15 protein-coding genes are annotated in these 15,658 nt (G+C 50.9%); 7 read left to right on the top strand and 8 right to left on the bottom strand.

Annotated features, from left to right (window positions below):
• Positions 1–3 precede the first annotated feature (3 nt).
• Positions 4–186, top strand: a complete 183-nt coding sequence (locus tag ABYK60_RS07985) for a hypothetical protein (protein ID WP_372871449.1) — start codon at positions 4–6, stop codon at positions 184–186.
• 57 nt (positions 187–243) lie between these two features.
• On the opposite strand, the gene aroG is transcribed toward ABYK60_RS07985, so the two are convergent.
• Positions 244–1,299: a 3-deoxy-7-phosphoheptulonate synthase AroG gene (gene aroG / locus ABYK60_RS07980; RefSeq protein WP_372871447.1), complete on the bottom strand. Its 1,056-nt coding sequence runs from the start codon at positions 1,297–1,299 to the stop codon at positions 244–246.
• Between the two features lie 864 nt (positions 1,300–2,163).
• Here aroG and ABYK60_RS07975 point away from each other — a divergent pair.
• Both ABYK60_RS07975 and ABYK60_RS07970 read left to right on the top strand, forming a co-directional pair.
• Positions 2,164–3,021, top strand: a complete 858-nt coding sequence (locus ABYK60_RS07975) for a hypothetical protein (protein ID WP_372871446.1) — start codon at positions 2,164–2,166, stop codon at positions 3,019–3,021.
• Positions 3,022–3,031: 10 nt separating this feature from the next.
• Positions 3,032–4,288, top strand: a complete 1,257-nt coding sequence (locus tag ABYK60_RS07970; RefSeq protein ID WP_372871445.1) for a DUF4785 domain-containing protein — start codon at positions 3,032–3,034, stop codon at positions 4,286–4,288.
• Positions 4,289–4,359: 71 nt separating this feature from the next.
• Here ABYK60_RS07970 and ABYK60_RS07965 read toward each other — a convergent pair whose 3' ends face one another.
• The 4 genes from ABYK60_RS07965 to ABYK60_RS07950 all read right to left on the bottom strand — a co-directional run bounded on the left by ABYK60_RS07965 (position 4,360) and on the right by ABYK60_RS07950 (position 7,693).
• Positions 4,360–5,517 carry a tetratricopeptide repeat protein gene (locus ABYK60_RS07965; protein ID WP_372871444.1) on the bottom strand — a complete coding sequence of 386 codons (1,158 nt, stop codon included), beginning with the start codon at positions 5,515–5,517 and terminating at the stop codon, positions 4,360–4,362.
• 80 nt (positions 5,518–5,597) lie between these two features.
• Positions 5,598–5,960, bottom strand: a complete 363-nt coding sequence (locus ABYK60_RS07960) for a hypothetical protein (protein ID WP_372871443.1) — start codon at positions 5,958–5,960, stop codon at positions 5,598–5,600.
• Between the two features lie 131 nt (positions 5,961–6,091).
• A complete protein-coding gene (locus ABYK60_RS07955) occupies positions 6,092–7,342 on the bottom strand; it encodes an ammonium transporter (RefSeq protein WP_372871442.1) in 1,251 nt (416 codons plus the stop codon).
• Positions 7,343–7,354: 12 nt separating this feature from the next.
• Positions 7,355–7,693, bottom strand: coding sequence for a P-II family nitrogen regulator (locus ABYK60_RS07950; protein WP_372871441.1), 339 nt, complete (start codon positions 7,691–7,693; stop codon positions 7,355–7,357).
• A gap of 238 nt (positions 7,694–7,931) precedes the next feature.
• Between ABYK60_RS07950 and ABYK60_RS07945 the strand changes: the two genes are divergently transcribed.
• Entirely contained in the window at positions 7,932–8,471 is a 540-nt protein-coding gene (locus ABYK60_RS07945) for a hydrolase (protein ID WP_372871440.1), read from the top strand.
• Between the two features lie 93 nt (positions 8,472–8,564).
• Here ABYK60_RS07945 and nrfA read toward each other — a convergent pair whose 3' ends face one another.
• The gene (nrfA, locus tag ABYK60_RS07940; protein WP_372871439.1) at positions 8,565–9,968 is read right to left on the bottom strand and encodes an ammonia-forming nitrite reductase cytochrome c552 subunit; all 1,404 of its coding nucleotides are present in this window, start codon (positions 9,966–9,968) and stop codon (positions 8,565–8,567) included.
• 243 nt (positions 9,969–10,211) lie between these two features.
• On the opposite strand from nrfA, the gene narQ reads away from it, so the two are divergent.
• Positions 10,212–11,915 carry a nitrate/nitrite two-component system sensor histidine kinase NarQ gene (gene narQ / locus ABYK60_RS07935; protein WP_372871438.1) on the top strand — a complete coding sequence of 568 codons (1,704 nt, stop codon included), beginning with the start codon at positions 10,212–10,214 and terminating at the stop codon, positions 11,913–11,915.
• Between the two features lies 1 nt (position 11,916).
• Entirely contained in the window at positions 11,917–12,546 is a 630-nt protein-coding gene (locus ABYK60_RS07930) for a response regulator (RefSeq protein ID WP_372871437.1), read from the top strand.
• A gap of 79 nt (positions 12,547–12,625) precedes the next feature.
• Here ABYK60_RS07930 and ABYK60_RS07925 read toward each other — a convergent pair whose 3' ends face one another.
• Entirely contained in the window at positions 12,626–13,000 is a 375-nt protein-coding gene (locus ABYK60_RS07925) for a YacL family protein (RefSeq protein WP_372871436.1), read from the bottom strand.
• 141 nt (positions 13,001–13,141) lie between these two features.
• On the opposite strand from ABYK60_RS07925, the gene ABYK60_RS07920 reads away from it, so the two are divergent.
• Positions 13,142–14,107 carry a zinc transporter ZntB gene (locus tag ABYK60_RS07920; RefSeq protein WP_372871435.1) on the top strand — a complete coding sequence of 322 codons (966 nt, stop codon included), beginning with the start codon at positions 13,142–13,144 and terminating at the stop codon, positions 14,105–14,107.
• Between the two features lie 51 nt (positions 14,108–14,158).
• On the opposite strand, the gene ABYK60_RS07915 is transcribed toward ABYK60_RS07920, so the two are convergent.
• Positions 14,159–15,595, bottom strand: a complete 1,437-nt coding sequence (locus ABYK60_RS07915) for a methyl-accepting chemotaxis protein (protein WP_372871434.1) — start codon at positions 15,593–15,595, stop codon at positions 14,159–14,161.
• Between the last annotated feature and the right edge of the window lie 63 nt (positions 15,596–15,658).

Genomic DNA, 15,658 nt, shown 5'->3' with positions numbered 1-15,658 from the left:
TTTATGTTGGATTCTTCAAAAGTTCAGTACCCACCTCTTACGCTAATCCAGACTTGGGTATGGATGATGATGGAATCAGGCAATCCCGAGTTACAGGAAAAAGGCAGACGCAATCTGATCAATTCCTTCGGAAGTTTGGCTAACGCCAACGAATACTTGGTAAAAAATCTTAATCCACAGAAGTAAATCTTCCGTCGTTGATAAATTTGATAAAAAAGGCGCCTTGGGCGCCTTTTTCCTCGATTAGCGGTTTCTGCGTTCAAGCACCGATTGATTAAGTATTTCCAACAGTTTTGCGCTGTCATCCCAGCCAAGGCAGGCATCAGTGACACTCTTGCCGTATTCCAATGGAATGCCGGGCTGATGCTCCTGACGTCCTTCCTTAAGATGACTCTCAACCATCACACCAAAAATACCCTGATTTCCGCCTGCTAGTTGGTTAGCCACATCTTCTGCGACCAACAGTTGCCGCGAAAACTGCTTGGAACTGTTGGCGTGGCTGAAATCAATCATCACATTGTCGGGCAAACCGGCCTCAACCAGCTCGGCCTGAATTTGCGCCACATGCCCGGCACTGTAATTTGGCTCGCGGCCACCGCGCAGGATGATATGACAATCGGGATTGCCCTTGGTCGATACAATGGCGGAATGACCAAACTTGGTCACGGACAGAAAATGGTGCGGGGCTGCTGCAGCGCCAATGGCATCGATGGCAATCTTGATGGTGCCATCGGTTCCGTTTTTAAAACCAACCGGGCACGATAGCCCCGACGCCAGCTCGCGATGCACCTGAGATTCAGTAGTTCGCGCGCCAATGGCACCCCAGCACATAAGATCGGCCACATACTGAGGCGTAATCATATCCAGAAACTCACCGGCTGTCGGCATTCCCATATCGTTCAAATCCAGCAGCAGCTTACGGGCGGTGCGCAGGCCATCATTGAGTTTAAAGCTGTTATCCATGTAGGGGTCGTTAATCAGCCCCTTCCAGCCCACCGTGGTGCGTGGCTTTTCAAAATACACCCGCATCACCACCTCAAGCTGGCCGGCGTATTGCTCTCTGAGCGCCAACAGCCGCTGACCATATTCCAGCGCAGCAACCGGATCGTGAATGGAACAAGGACCAATAACCACCAACAGGCGATCGTCTTTTTTTTGCAGCAGGCGATGAATATTGCTCCGGGCATTAAAAACTGTAGCAGATGCGTTCTCTGATGCAGGAAATCGCTCGAGGATAGCGATGGGAGGCAGCAATTCTTTTACTTCATTAATGCGAACGTCATCATTTTGGTAATACATAGGCTTTATCAGCTCCGGAGTAAGTTAAATCGAAAATCTCTCTATCTGTTATGACTCAGCCAATTTAGCCATTAATGCCGCCCTACGCAATCAAGATATGATTTATTTAAAAAATCTTTTTCAAGATGCTGAAATTAATGAGTATTAAATAAATGTTTTAATAATTTATCACTTACCCAACACCGATGTTAACGCAATCACATATTGTGCAAAAGCCGGCATTTACAATGTATCAGCAACAGGATTTCACTGAACAGGTACCATCTGAATAGAGCAACCGACCACTACCCAAACTGCGCTGGCACAAAAAGCTGCCTAAGCAAATCGGCAAACGAGCCCCATGATTGCCCAGAGCCTGCGTTAAGCGAATAGCACCAAGGCAATGGTGGCTGCTGATGACCAATTGCTCATAGAAATTCTTCAAAACAGGCGCCAAAGGCTAAGTCCTACTCATGGCCTGGCAACAAGCTTGCCGCAAACCGCTGACTGAAAGCGATTACAGGACACCACCCTGTATAAAGTTAAATCAAGATAGGCGAACAGTTTTAAACAGCAACCTTGAAATCGCCTGAGGCGCTGCGCCGAAACTTACGACTAACCTATCAACTCAAGCTGCAGCTTTATGATTGCCGTAGTTGGACTTCGAACAGAACTTGGCTACTTCAACCCTGGCAGATACTCAGACATTAGAGTATTTACCTAAAACCCGCGTCTTGAGCAAACACCCAAATATGAACAGGCGTACCATTTAAAGTACTTGCGCCAATGAAAATGTTAACGGTAGGTTAACGATGGCAGGTCAGACGTCCTACCTGTTCAACAAGACCATACAACATACAAAAAGAAACTAAAGAGATCAGACAAATGAAGACAGCCAAAACGCTTATGCTTCTGGGTCTGTTTGCCGTCAGCCCCCTGAGTCAGGCCGCGTCAGGAATAGCTTTTATTCATGGCACGGGTCATCAAACCGATGCGCTTAACGACTACTGGACCTCAGAGTTTGTGAACTCTGTACGTCAGGGTCTGCCAAACAGCGCCAACTACACAGTTATTAACTGCGACTTCGACCAATACATGTGGGATGAAGCCGCCGCAGGTTGCCTGGCAACCCAGCTCGGCAGCTTTATCGACAGTAAAAACATCACAGATCTGGTACTGCTGACCCATTCCAATGGTGGCAATGTGGTGCGCTGGGTGTTGTCAAACCCCACTTGGGATGCCCGCTATCCCAAGGTGATTAAAGCCACCTCCAGGGTAATTGCACTGGCGCCTTCCAGTGCAGGGACACCGCTGGCCGATGCTGTTACCGAAGGCAATATCTTCGAAACCACCCTCGGCTGGATTTTGGGTTACGGCAGCAATGCGGTAAAGCAGCAGCAAGTGAGCTGGATGGCTTATTACAATGCCAACTGGCTCAATGGCACCGCTGGTCGCCCAAGCCTTGGCAAACCATTTGAGGCCGTGGTGGGCTCCGATGTGGACTCAGCCTTCTGGGACAGCGACAGCTACTGCGGTGGCTATCAGTATCAGGTCGCACTGGAAACCACCCAGAACTGGCTCGATGACTGCTCTGATGGCTTCCTTGAGTGCAGCTCACAAAGTGCCGCCGGCAGCGTCTGGTTCAAAGACAAGCAAAAAACCTGGGGCTCTGAGCCTTTGAGTCATCAACAAAGCCGCCGCGCCTGCTTTGGCCTGGACGTATTTATCCGCAACCGCATCTAGGAGACAGCCCATGAATAAGCATAATAAGCTGGCCGCTGCGGTACTGATGGCGCTGCTGCTTGGCGCCTGCCAAAACGACGACGCCAGCGTGGCCGAGACTTTCAGTATACAAACCACATCCCTGAGCGCCCCTATCTCATCGGACTTTGCCCCCATGCAAGTGCAGGCGCCAACATCTGCCGGTATCAACACCAGTCGCGATGCCATCGGCTTTGTTGCACCACTTTCGGGCGAATACCAAAGCAAGCTGCCGCAAACCAGCCAAAGTCTTGCCAGCAATGAGTACTGGTTCAGTGTCAGCGGCGAAGAGCTAAATCGGGGCGTTAACCTGAATGTCACCCAGGGCGGCGCGGTGATCCGCATTGCGCCCCGCGCCGACATGAGTTCAGGCGCCCTGTATCATGCCAACCCGATCAGCCCGGAACAGCTGGAGCTACAGGCTCCCAAAGGTGCCAAGGTGCCCAATCTGGTGCGTTCAATGGCCAGCAGCGAGGCGCTGGCCACCGCCGGCATGACAGATAACTCCAGCGCGCTCTTGTTGTCGGCCGCAGCACCTGCCGGCAACTACAGATTAAGCACCCGCCAGCCGCTGGATAGCCGCGCCCGTTATCTGGTCAACGTTAAAGAGAAAGGCAGCCCCTACAACCTGACCCTCTCAAGCCCCATGCTGGTCAGCACCAACAGTGGCAGCGTTGAACTGGCACTGGGGCTGGATGGTATGAGTGGCAATATCAACACCAACGTCCGCCTCAAACAGGGCGACACTGAACTGCAACTTGCACAGGAGCAACAAGGTGACAAACTGATGCTGCGTCTGCCAGATAATCTCAGCGCCGATGCGCCCATGGGCCTCAGTGAACTGGTGATTGATGTTACAGCCAGTGATGGCGATCGCACTGTGCGACGCACCATCAAGAGCGCCTTTAAGCTGTACGCACCCAGTGCGCGCATCAGCCCCGAGGTGGAAACCCAGTGGCATGATGGCATACCGGTGGGCCTGAATCTGAGCCTCGAGCTGGCAGATGCGGGACGTTTTGCCGCCTCAGCGGTACTGACCGGCACCGACGCCAATGGCAACGAAGTGGCGATTCTGCGCACGGAAGCCGCCGCCTGGCTCGAGGGCAATGGCAGCCTGACCTTGCCGCTGAGCAAGGAAATAATTGCCACATCAGGCGTTAGCGCTCCTTTCCATGTACGGGAGCTGGAACTGAAAGATCAGGGCCAGATGGCAAGATTGTCGTTCCAGGACAGAGCTCTGAGCCTGTAAACTGCTTGGATTTATCCAATATAAAAGGGCGCCAACCGGCGCCCTTTTCACTTTCGTCTTACATCAATTTTTCAATGACTCGCCATGGCATTAAGCTTGGCCTGATAACGGAGCTTGTTGTCATTGTCACGACTGAGCGCCATGGCTTTTTCCATGCTCTGTTTGGCTTTCAGAGTATTGCCTGAGGCCCAATAAGCCTGGGAGAGACCAAAGTAAAACTCATGACGATAATCGGCCTTCTCCAGGGCGCGCAAATACCAGCTGACCGCCAGCTGATATTCATGTTCTGACAATGCTTGCTCGGCCATATCGTAGTAGTAGTAAGGATTGCGAATACGCGCCAGCTCCAACACCTTATGTATCTTGGCCCATTCATCCAGCCTGTCCTGAGATGACAAAATCAACGCCAGATTATACAGGGTAGTCATATTCTCCGGCTCAATCTTCAGCGCCTCACGGTAGACGGTCTCCGCCAAATCCTCCCGTTGGTGGTAACGATATAAAATCGCCAGTGTATTCAGTGCCGGGACAAACACTGTGCTGTGTTCAAGAGACAAACGAATCAACCCATAAGCTCTGTTGTGATCACCATTCACCAATGCTTCTGCCGCAAGATTGTTATAAAACATCGCCAGCAGCATCCGCCTGTCGATACGAACTTTGTCATATCCACGCAGTGCTCTCTCCGGTAAAAAATCGATTAAAATCGGGCCGTCAAGGTGGAAAACATTAACCTTTTCAGGCGGCAACAATCTTAAATTCACATGGCCATTTATGAGATAGAAATCCCCCTGCCGGTCCCAGGTGGGTTGCACCAAAACATCCTGAAAATCAATCGACACGCCCAATGCATCGGCCATCGCTGCGGCAAGCACTACCAGCGACATACAGTTTCCAGCCCTGTCGTAAAAGGTGTCGGCTGCGATTCGGGTTACATTGTCCTGATACCGAAAGCCGCCTTCGCTGGCTCGCAGATACTGAGCAAGCCATGCATGAGCCAACTCATTATTGCCGGGAGCCATTTTATGTCTTTCAAACTCTCGCCTTAAAGATTGCGCCACGCCCGGAGGTAATTCAAAAACCTGTTGTGGAGTCGGCAACCCTGACACCGGTTCAAAGACACCATCATTAAGCAGATTATTGGCGCGAGCATTTGGTGGCGGTGTTTCGGTGTTGCTGCAGGCGACCATCAAAGGCAGTAACAGACAAAGCAAAATTCTGGCAGACATAACGCCCCCAATAGTAACTTCCCTTAATCTGAGATTACGCCAAAAAACGCTCACTGACTCAGCCAATACGTAACAAAAGATTAACTTTGCGGCTGAACGGGTTTACCAGGTTTCTGATTGATGTCCGGACGCTCTGGATTGGGAACTGAGATATACAGCTCCTTGTCACGCCATTGATAAGGACGGTAAAACAACCCATCGCAGTGAAAATGCCGATAAGGTGTTGGCCGCAGGATACAACCGATGGGTAAGCGCTCCAGTATTTTCAGTTGCTGCTCGGCGCGAAGCGCCTCCTGCCACTCGTGCTGGCGAGCCAACTCATTCCGCACCGCAAAGGCATCAAAGGGCTCATCGCTGCTGCGAACCACTACCTGCCCCGCCAAAGCGGGTATGGCCAAACTCAGGATAAAGCCTGCTGCCATCATCATTTTAGGCCACTGCATAGGGACTCCTGTTTGTGTGATTGCCACCAGTATCCCGCCGCCATGTATCAGCGGCAAGACCTATTCCAGGCCATAAACCAAAACAGCAGGCCATTTGCATGGCCTGCTGCTATTACTGTGACTTTTGTCGTTTAGCCTGCGGTTTTCACGGTCACAAACTCGGGGTAGGCATCGATACCGCAGTCGGACGCATCCATACCATTGTACTCTTCTTCTTCACTGACGCGGATCCCCATGGTCTTTTTGAGCATCAGCCACACCACAAAGGAAGCGCCGAATACCCAGGCGAAGATAGAGACAATACCAAACAACTGCCCTGCAAGAGTGGCATCGGCGTTTGACAGTGGCACCAGCAGCAAACCGAAGATACCGGCCACGCCGTGCACCGAAATCGCGCCTACCGGATCATCGATGCGCACACGGTCGAAGGCCACTATGGAAAACACCACCAGACCACCGGCCACCAGACCAATCGCAGCCGCCAACCCCAGTGAAGGTGACAACGGATCGGCAGTTATGGCCACCAGCCCGGCCAGAGCGCCGTTTAAAATCATGGTCAAATCGGCCTTTCCCCAAATCATTTTGCACACTACCAGCGCCGAAATGGCACCGAATGCAGCCGCTGAGTTGGTGTTCACGAAAATCTTGCCTACCGAGGTAGCGTTAGCCGCATCAGATACCATCAGCTGCGAACCGCCATTAAAGCCAAACCAGCCCATCCACAGAATAAACATCCCCAGGGTGGCCATTGGCAGGTTAGAGCCAGGGATAGGGTTTACCTGGCCTTTGGGGCCATATTTGCCTTTGCGGGCACCCAGCAGCATCACCCCAGACAGCGCTGCCGCCGCACCAGCCATATGCACGATGCCGCTGCCGGCAAAATCCACAAAACCTGCGGCGCTGACAAAGCCGCCACCCCAGGTCCAGAAGCCTTCCACCGGGTAGATAACTGCGGTCATGACTACTGAGAATGCCAGAAAAGCCCACAGTTTCATGCGCTCAGCCACTGCGCCGGAGACGATGGACATCGAGGTGGCCACAAACACCACCTGGAAGAAGAAGTCAGACTCCAGCGAGTGGTCGGCATCTGCCGCCTGACTGCCAATCAGGGCACCAAAGCTTGGCAACCAGCCGCCTTCCGGGTTGTCCACGTACATGATGTTGTAGCCAACAACCAGGTAGGTGATACAGGCAATGGAATACAGACACACGTTCTTGGTGAGGATTTCAGTGGTGTTTTTGGAACGTACCAGCCCTGCTTCCAACATGGCAAAACCCGCGGCCATCCACATGACCAGCGCGCCGGATATCAAAAAGTAAAAGGTATCCAGTGCAAATCTCAGTTCGGCCACTGTCAGGCCCAGTTTGCTCAACTCTTCCATTTCCAATCCCCCTTACAGTGCTTCGTCGTCGGTTTCGCCGGTACGGATACGCACCGCCTGCTCGAGATCGATAACAAAAATCTTGCCGTCGCCAATCTTGCCGGTATGCGCCGCATTCACTATCGCTTCCACGAGCAGATCTACGTTCTCTGCCTTGGTGGCAATATCCAGTTTGATCTTGGGCAGAAAATCCACCTGATATTCCGCGCCCCGATACAACTCGGTATGCCCCTTTTGGCGGCCAAATCCCTTGACCTCAGTTACCGTCATTCCCTCTATTCCCATGCCCGCAATGGCTTCACGCACATCGTCGAGTTTGAAAGGTTTGATGATTGCACTCACCAGTTTCATCCCGGCCTCCAGTTATCGTTGTCAGTCTGTTCTGGCTTAGGAATTACAAGCATCAGGCCAAGATTTCATCTTGCTGTTTTTATTGAAAATACCTTTCACAAACCCTAATGTTGGCGCATAAAAACGCACAAATAAAGTGCAGCTATGCAACCCATGCACCAAGCTGGTGCATATGACTTATGGCGTATTGGCATCACACACAAAAAGGAGTTAACTGGATTAAAAAAGGAGATACCCCATGCTGACCCCAAACGAAACGGCCCTGGTTGTGGTAGATGTTCAGGGAAAACTCGCCCGCCTGATGCAAGGCTCTGAAGCGCTGCATCAACAACTGATCACCCTGATCAGCGGCGCGCGTATTTTCGATATACCAATCCTGTGGCTGGAACAACTCCCCGAAAAACTCGGTCACACTTCAGAAGAACTGCAACTGGTGCTCGAAGGCCTAAGCCCCATCGCCAAGGAACATTTCAGCGCCTGGCCCTGCGATGGCTTTCGCGAAGCACTGCAGGCCAGCGGCCGTAAGCAGGTACTGCTGTGCGGCATCGAAACCCATATCTGCGTGTATCAGACCTGTCGCGACCTGTTGGACAATGGTTTTGGCGTGCATCTGGTGGCCGATGCCATGGGCTCTCGTACTATTGAAAACAAAACGATGGGACTGGAGATGATGCGCGAAGCTGGCGCCCGTCTGACCAACGTGGAATCACTGCTGTTTGAATTGCAACACCATGCTGTGGGCGACAGCTTTAAGGCACTGCTGAAGCTCATCAAATAATGGGCTCCACGCCGCAGACCCGTAAGGCAGTACACATAAAGAAAAGCCCCCGCAATGCGGGGGCTTTGTGTTTGCAGGCTTGGGGTTTGCTGCTTACTTATAGGTCGCTTCGCGACCCTTGGCTTCTTCTTCCCACTTGGGCAACAGTTCTTTCTTGAACTTGTCTTTTTCAGCTCTCAGCTTGTCCATATCCATACCCAGGGCAGCCTGAGCTTTGGCCTTGGTAGAGATATCAGGCAGTGCGATAGGTTGTTTCACACCCTTGGTAGCCAGCAGCTGAGCCAGCAGTACGCGGGCATTGGCAGCCTTGTCTACCGCGGTACCCAGAACACGCAGGGCTTCAGCAGGGGCGTGAGCAGACACACCGTGAGAAGCAATCGCGTAATCCCAACGCCACTGAGCGTGACGGATATTGGTCAGGATTGGCTTCATCTCTGCTTCTGTCGCACCAGCTTCCCAAGCGGCACCAGCTTCAAAGTGAGCGGCTACCAGCTGAGTTTCAGCTTTGCCTTTCAGTTCCATCACTTTTGCCTTGTTGCCTTTGTAGACAGTCAGCATGTGATCTTTGTCCTGGCTGTGGCAAGTACCACAGGTTTCTTCAAAGCGATCAAATGGGTTACCCACTTTGTGATCGGTGAACTTCTTACCCTGTTCATTGGTCACTTTAGGCATGTGACAGTCAACGCAGGATACATTGTTCTGGCCGTGAGTACCCAGTTTCCAGGTTTCATATCCTGGGTGCTGAGCCTTCAGCATTGGCGTCTTGGAGACTGCATGAGTCCAATCGGCAAAATCCAGCGCATCGTAGTAGGTTTCCATGGCTTCCACCGTGGTGCCGCCATCCCATGGGAACTTCACGAAGCCTTTGTGATCTTCAGTTTTCTCAAAGTAGTACTCAACGTGACACTGAGCACACACCATTGATTCTTTGTCCTGCTTGGAGGCTTTATCAAACGGAGTTCCAATGGCTTCCATAGCACGTGCCGCAAATGGGCGGGACATACGCAGCTTAGATGTGCCTTTTTCGTGACAGTCTGAACAGCCAATGGTATTGGCGACTTCAGCGCCACCCTTGGCCCACTTACCGGTGAAATAGCCTTTCTCACCCTGCTCTTCAATTACACGGGGAACGTCAGGGCTCTTACAGCTCCAACAGGCCATGGGCATTGGACCATCTTCAGCGGAGGTTGGGCCGCCGGTACGCAGAGTATTACGTACATCAGTCAGCGCGTACATGTGACCACGTGGGGCATTGTAGTCTTTGGCAAAACCATAACCAGCCCACAAAATAACCAGTGCAGGATCCTGCTCAAGTGCATCTGTCAGGGTTTCACTTTGAGCGGTTTCATGCCAACTGTTGTATTGCTTACTGAATTTGTCTTTGTATACTTCATTGCGTGGCTCAGTTTTTTCACTGGCCATCGCGCCGGCAGCTACTAAGCTGGCGGCGACCAATGCGCTGAGCGCAAAGGATTTTCCGTTAAGCTTTTTCACCATCTCATCTCCGTGTTGCGTTATTGTGTTTCTGAATATCCACGACATCTCCAAGGTCAAATTTAGACCTCCCCCCCCTCTTATTACATACCTCATAAGAGGTAACGAAGCTAAAGTTTGCACAAGATCAACAATTGGATGTGTCTTTGTTCACACTTTTGTATCTTTGCGGGTGTGATAAAGAAAAAGCTAATGTAGAACATAGACTTTAGTTGTAAACAAACTCGATAGAAGTACAGGAGCGTCATGAAACGCGGCAGCCTCACGTCCAAAATTCTCGGTCTGATGATGATCCTCATCCTGCTATCCAGCGGTCTGTCGATTTTTGCTCTTGCCAATCTCACATATAGCTTAGGCGATGCAAGGGCCATTAACGCCTCCGGCTCGCTGCGGATGCAAAGCTACCGGCTGATGTTTTACGCAAATTCAGGCAGCGATGAGGCCACAGCTAAAATCCGGGAATTCGAAGCCACATTGTATTCACCCGCCCTTAGGCGTTCTCTGGACTGGAGCACACCACAAAGGCTTAAAGATCAATACCTTTTGGTCATCGATAAATGGAAGGTGATGAAGTACTTCATCGAAGAGGAAAACTCACGTCTTTACGCTTCATCCCTGAAAGACTTTGTCGACACCATCGACATACTGGTGCTGGAAACCGAACATCACGCCGCCTTTAAACTCCGGTTGCTGGCCGCCAGTCAATTAATTGGCCTTGGGCTGATGCTGGCTATCGCATTGGCAGCTGTGCGCTATACCAAACGCAAGGTGGTTGAACCTCTGAAACAGCTGATGATTTCAGCCAATACCATCTCCAAAGGAAACTTCGATGTAGACATGCCTCAAACGGAGTACATAGAACTTCAAGCATTGGCGGACGCGCTGGACTCCACCGCCAAAGAGTTGTCCGCACTCTATGGTGATTTGGAATCTCAGGTACAGGAAAAGACCCATGCACTTACCCGCGCCAATCAGGAGTTAAGTTTCCTGTACGACAATCTGGTGATGCTTCATGGCAAAAGCCTCGATTACAAGGCTCTTAAGGGAGCTTTGGATCAGTTAAAGCAATATGAACATCTGGATCATCTGCGCCTAATTATCCAGTACGAAGACGACACCGATGAAGCCATAGAGGCTGACGGAGGCTGGCCGGCAGACGCTGAGCCTTCCTGTCGCTTTCCACTGACGTTTGAAAACACAGATTTGGGATATTTGGAGATGGTGTCAGACAGGGCGCCCAATAGGCCGCTATTTGAAAACTTCGCGATTATGCTGGCACGCTCAATACTCATTCACCAATCGGCAGAGCAACGCCAACAGTTGGCGCTGATGGAAGAGCGCGGCGTGATTGCCCGGGAACTGCATGACTCACTCGGTCAGGTATTGAGTTTCCTTAAAATCCAAATCAGCCTGCTTCGCAAGGGACTGGATGACAGCTGCCGAAACCCGCAGGTCGAGGAACAATTAAACGAAATCAATGAAGGCGTCAGCAACGCTTATGTTCAGTTGCGAGAACTCCTATCAACATTCCGCCTGACCATTAAAGAACCCAATCTCAAACATGCGCTCGAAGCCATGCTGGAGCAACTGCGCAGCCAATCCGATGCAACGCTGCGGATTGACTACGGTATTCGCGAGCAACTGCTGGGGGCCAATCAACACATTCATATTTTACAACTGACCCGTGAAGCCACGCTCAATGCCATTAAACATGCCAAGGCAACAGAAATAGTTATTCAATGCTGTAAAAACGATGACGGTACGATTAACATCAGCATCAGTGATGATGGCATCGGCCTTGCGCATCTTAAAGAGCGCGATCAACACTTTGGCATTGGCATTATGCATGAACGCGCCAGCAAGCTTGATGGCCGCTTGCATTTTTCGAGTAATAACGCTGGTGGCACCACAGTCACCCTAACCCTTCCACCACATCAGGAGCCTGCTTGAGATGGGTAAACCTTATTCAGTTCTGGTCGTAGACGACCATCCTCTGCTGCGTCGCGGTATTTGTCAGCTCATCACCTCTGATAAGGATTTTACCCTGTTCGGCGAAGTCGGCAGCGGGCTGGACGCACTGAGTGCCGTTGCCACAGATGAACCAGATATCATATTGCTGGATCTTAATATGAAGGGCATGTCCGGGCTCGATACTCTGGCAGGGCTGCGTCAGGAAGGAGTCACCTCCCGTATCGTCATCCTGACCGTATCCGATGCCAAGCAGGACGTGATCCGTCTGCTGCGGGCTGGTGCAGATGGTTATCTGCTCAAAGACACTGAACCGGATTTGCTGCTTGAAAAACTGAAGGAAGCCATGCTTGGTCATCGGGTCATCAGTGAGGCTGTCGAGGAATATTTATTCGAACTCAAAAGTGCCACCGATGAAAACGAATGGATAGATGCCCTGACCCCTAGGGAGCTGCAAATCCTCGAACATTTGGCCGAAGGACTGAGCAATCGACTGATTTCGGAGCAATTACATATCAGCGAAGGCACAGTAAAAGTGCATGTGAAAAACCTGCTGCGCAAAGCCGGCGCCAAATCCCGCACTGAGATGGCCGTTCGCTACCTTAATCGTTAGTGACGGATACACAGTTATCTTGATCCGCGAACAAAAACGCCCGATGTCACTCATCGGGCGTTTGATTATAGTGCTGCCATCAGCGACTCTCGTATAGAAATTGCTGCCAACTTTTCAATACTGCCTGCAAATCCTCCAGACCACAGCCAGCCTCCAGTTCAGCGTCATACAGCGCCATACCTTCGTCCAAATCTTGCTCTTGCTCAAAACCCAACACATTGGCGTAGACTCTCGCTTGCTCCAAATCCAGTTCAATACTGAATTCCCGACCTGTCTTGCGCCATTCACTTATCTCGCCACCCAGCAATGCATCGACTGCGTTCAACACCTCATCAATAGCATCCCTGTCATCGCCCAACTCCTCACCCAACCATCGACCTACGACTTCATGTTCCATGCTGAAGAGCGCCAATACCGAACCGTCCAGACCATTACGGCGAAACTCATATTCCATTGGGATACCCAAAATCACTATTCAATAAAGCAATTTTATCCTATCGCGGGCCAGCTTTCCTGCGTCTGTCATGACTCTGTACTTGTCACAGATGAATGGCTTAAGTTAGTGTTTGAAAAACGATAAAAAAAGGAAAGCACTATGACCAATGGCTTTGTCTACTGTTTGTGGCTCAGCGGTGAGAAAGCGGGTCAGTCTCTTGACACGGAATCCCTCCGTCAATGGACTCCGGAACAGGGCTGTATATGGGTTCATTTAAACTATCATGCGAAAGAAGCCAGAGAGTGGCTGCAAGGCAGCGATCTGCCGGGGCTGGAAATTGATGCGCTGCTTTCCCGCGATACCCGCCCCAGAGCGTTAGCCAATGAAAGTGGCATCCTGCTGGCACTGCGTGGGGTAAATCTTAATCCCGACTCAGCGCCTGAGGATATGGTTGCTCTCAGGTTATATGCTGACAAACATCGCATTATCAGCGCCTGTCGCCGTGAATTACAATCGGTTAAACAGTTGGCGGCACAGATTGTCAGCAAGACAGGACCTGCCACACCATCAGAGTTTATTTTGTCCTTGTGTGACAAACTTACCCTGATAAAAACCGACTTCATCAACAGCCTTGAAGAAAAGGTTGACGACCTTGAAGAGCAGATTGTCACAGGAAACAGCCGTGATGTGCGTAATGAAATCGCAGAACTGAGGCGTCAAACCGTGATGGTCCGCCGTTATCTGGCTCCGCAAAGAGAAGCTTTCGCAGCACTACAAACTGAAACCGGACACCTGTTCAAAAAGAGCGAACAGTTAAGAATGCGCGAGATAAGAGACAGACTCACCCGTGCAATTGAAGATCTTGATGCTCTGAAAGACAGGGCCAGCGTAACCCATGAAGAACTCATGAGCCGTCAGTCCGAAGAACTTAACCAAAGACTTTACTTCCTCTCTCTTGTGACGGCAATCTTCCTGCCCCTGGGCTTTTTGACCGGTCTGCTCGGGGTTAATATCGGGGGGATCCCCGGCGCTGATACCCCTTGGGCCTTCGCATTATTTTGCGTTATTTTGGTAGTGCTTGTGCTATTGCAGCTGTGGCTTTTTTACCGAAAACGCTGGTTATGAAAATAAAAAAGGACGCTTATCGCGTCCTTTTTTACTCTTAAAAACGATGGGTTAATTGGTGCGATACCGCGCCAGCACCTTACCAAGGGAACGGGACGCCTCAGACAGCCTGGCCACCCCTTCAGAAGACTGCTCTGCCACCGTACGTATAGTATTCGACTGATTACGGATATCACTTAGCTCAGCGGCAATACTATTAGCGACGCTGCTTTGCTCTTCAGCCGAGGTGGATATTTGAATGCTCATATCGGTTACAGCACGGGATGAATCGGCAATACCTTTAACATCTTCGCCGATATCCGCAATCACGCCACTGCTGGACTGAGCCTGACTGACTGTCTTTTCGGTAATGCCAGCAATATTGCGGCTCTCACCCTGAAGCTTTTCAATCATAGCCTGGATCTCAACTGTGGCGGCCTGAGTCCTACTTGCCAAGGTGCGCACTTCGTCTGCAACTACCGCAAAACCACGTCCCTGTTCACCGGCTCTTGCCGCTTCGATTGCCGCGTTCAGAGCCAGCAGATTGGTTTGCTCTGAAATAGCGTTAATAGTGGTAATAACCTCATTGATTTGCGTTGTGTTCACGTTGAGGGTTGCCACTGAGCTGGATGCCTGTTCAATCAGACCTGACAACTGTTGAATATCTGAAATTGCTTTTTGCACCCGCTGAAAACTTAAGCCAACCTGCGTCGCGTCACGCTCGGTTTGCTCAGTTGCCTGCCGGGAAATATTGGACACTTCCTGAGCAGATGCTGTCATTTCTTCCATCGCTGTAGCCACTGAGTCCAGCGATACATATTGACGGTTAATCTGTTGCAAACTCTGCTTCATTTCACTGGCGAATGACTCAGAAGTCTCACTCAGGGTATCAGCATTGGTCTTTACCACCTTCACCAATTCAGTCAGAGTATCCATAGCCTTATCCAAGGCACAACCTATGGTACCAAACTCATCCCTGCCCGGATGAAAGCCCAGGCGTGACGTCAAATCACCGGAACCAATCTTCTCAGTGGTGGTATACAGCACCCACAAAGCACCACCAATAAAAGTAGCCACCCAATAGACAAAAATACCGAAGGGCAATATCCATAATGACGTCCACAATAAGCTTGCCAAGGCGTCAGAACGGGCATCTGCCTCCTGAGAACGAACATCCTGTCGCAAAGTATATGACTGGCCATTCGCAGCCACAGCACTCACAGTAACCGAATCACCGCTATGACGGCTTTTTCCGCTGCCACTGCTTAACCCAAGGCTTGTTGCATTCTCAAGTTGACCGGTCGCATTCAGGGTATCAAGCACAGCATCCAGACGCGCCTGTGCGGTATGTATCGAGCCAGATTCAATTGCATCAATGCTCTGGAAATACCGCAGTCCAGCGGTACTCCCCAGCGCCAACACAAACAAGAAAAACACCACCCACATTTTGTCGTTGATGGACATACGGATGAAAATTTTATCTATTGTTCGAAAATCTACCTGCTTCATTTGCACTCCGGAACGCTGTTCGGCGAAACATTATTATTACACCTAATTCAGAATCTTGCATGG

Source organism: Shewanella sp., assembly GCF_041630135.1.
In the GTDB taxonomy this organism is placed as follows: Bacteria; Pseudomonadota; Gammaproteobacteria; order Enterobacterales; family Shewanellaceae; genus Shewanella.
Note: the sequence above shows the minus strand (reverse complement) of the source record. Positions and strands in the feature narration are given on the sequence as shown.

Excerpts from the sequence above, each read along its gene's own strand:
- ABYK60_RS07985 (WP_372871449.1), top strand. The coding sequence starts at position 4 with ATGTTGGATTCTTCAAAAGTTCAGTACCCACCTCTTACGCTAATCCAG.
- aroG (WP_372871447.1), bottom strand. The coding sequence starts at position 1,299 with ATGTATTACCAAAATGATGACGTTCGCATTAATGAAGTAAAAGAATTG.
- ABYK60_RS07975 (WP_372871446.1), top strand. The coding sequence starts at position 2,164 with ATGAAGACAGCCAAAACGCTTATGCTTCTGGGTCTGTTTGCCGTCAGC.
- ABYK60_RS07970 (WP_372871445.1), top strand. The coding sequence starts at position 3,032 with ATGAATAAGCATAATAAGCTGGCCGCTGCGGTACTGATGGCGCTGCTG.
- ABYK60_RS07965 (WP_372871444.1), bottom strand. The coding sequence starts at position 5,517 with ATGTCTGCCAGAATTTTGCTTTGTCTGTTACTGCCTTTGATGGTCGCC.
- ABYK60_RS07960 (WP_372871443.1), bottom strand. The coding sequence starts at position 5,960 with ATGCAGTGGCCTAAAATGATGATGGCAGCAGGCTTTATCCTGAGTTTG.
- ABYK60_RS07955 (WP_372871442.1), bottom strand. The coding sequence starts at position 7,342 with ATGGAAGAGTTGAGCAAACTGGGCCTGACAGTGGCCGAACTGAGATTT.
- ABYK60_RS07950 (WP_372871441.1), bottom strand. The coding sequence starts at position 7,693 with ATGAAACTGGTGAGTGCAATCATCAAACCTTTCAAACTCGACGATGTG.
- ABYK60_RS07945 (WP_372871440.1), top strand. The coding sequence starts at position 7,932 with ATGCTGACCCCAAACGAAACGGCCCTGGTTGTGGTAGATGTTCAGGGA.
- nrfA (WP_372871439.1), bottom strand. The coding sequence starts at position 9,968 with ATGGTGAAAAAGCTTAACGGAAAATCCTTTGCGCTCAGCGCATTGGTC.
- narQ (WP_372871438.1), top strand. The coding sequence starts at position 10,212 with ATGAAACGCGGCAGCCTCACGTCCAAAATTCTCGGTCTGATGATGATC.
- ABYK60_RS07930 (WP_372871437.1), top strand. The coding sequence starts at position 11,917 with ATGGGTAAACCTTATTCAGTTCTGGTCGTAGACGACCATCCTCTGCTG.
- ABYK60_RS07925 (WP_372871436.1), bottom strand. The coding sequence starts at position 13,000 with ATGGAATATGAGTTTCGCCGTAATGGTCTGGACGGTTCGGTATTGGCG.
- ABYK60_RS07920 (WP_372871435.1), top strand. The coding sequence starts at position 13,142 with ATGACCAATGGCTTTGTCTACTGTTTGTGGCTCAGCGGTGAGAAAGCG.
- ABYK60_RS07915 (WP_372871434.1), bottom strand. The coding sequence starts at position 15,595 with ATGAAGCAGGTAGATTTTCGAACAATAGATAAAATTTTCATCCGTATG.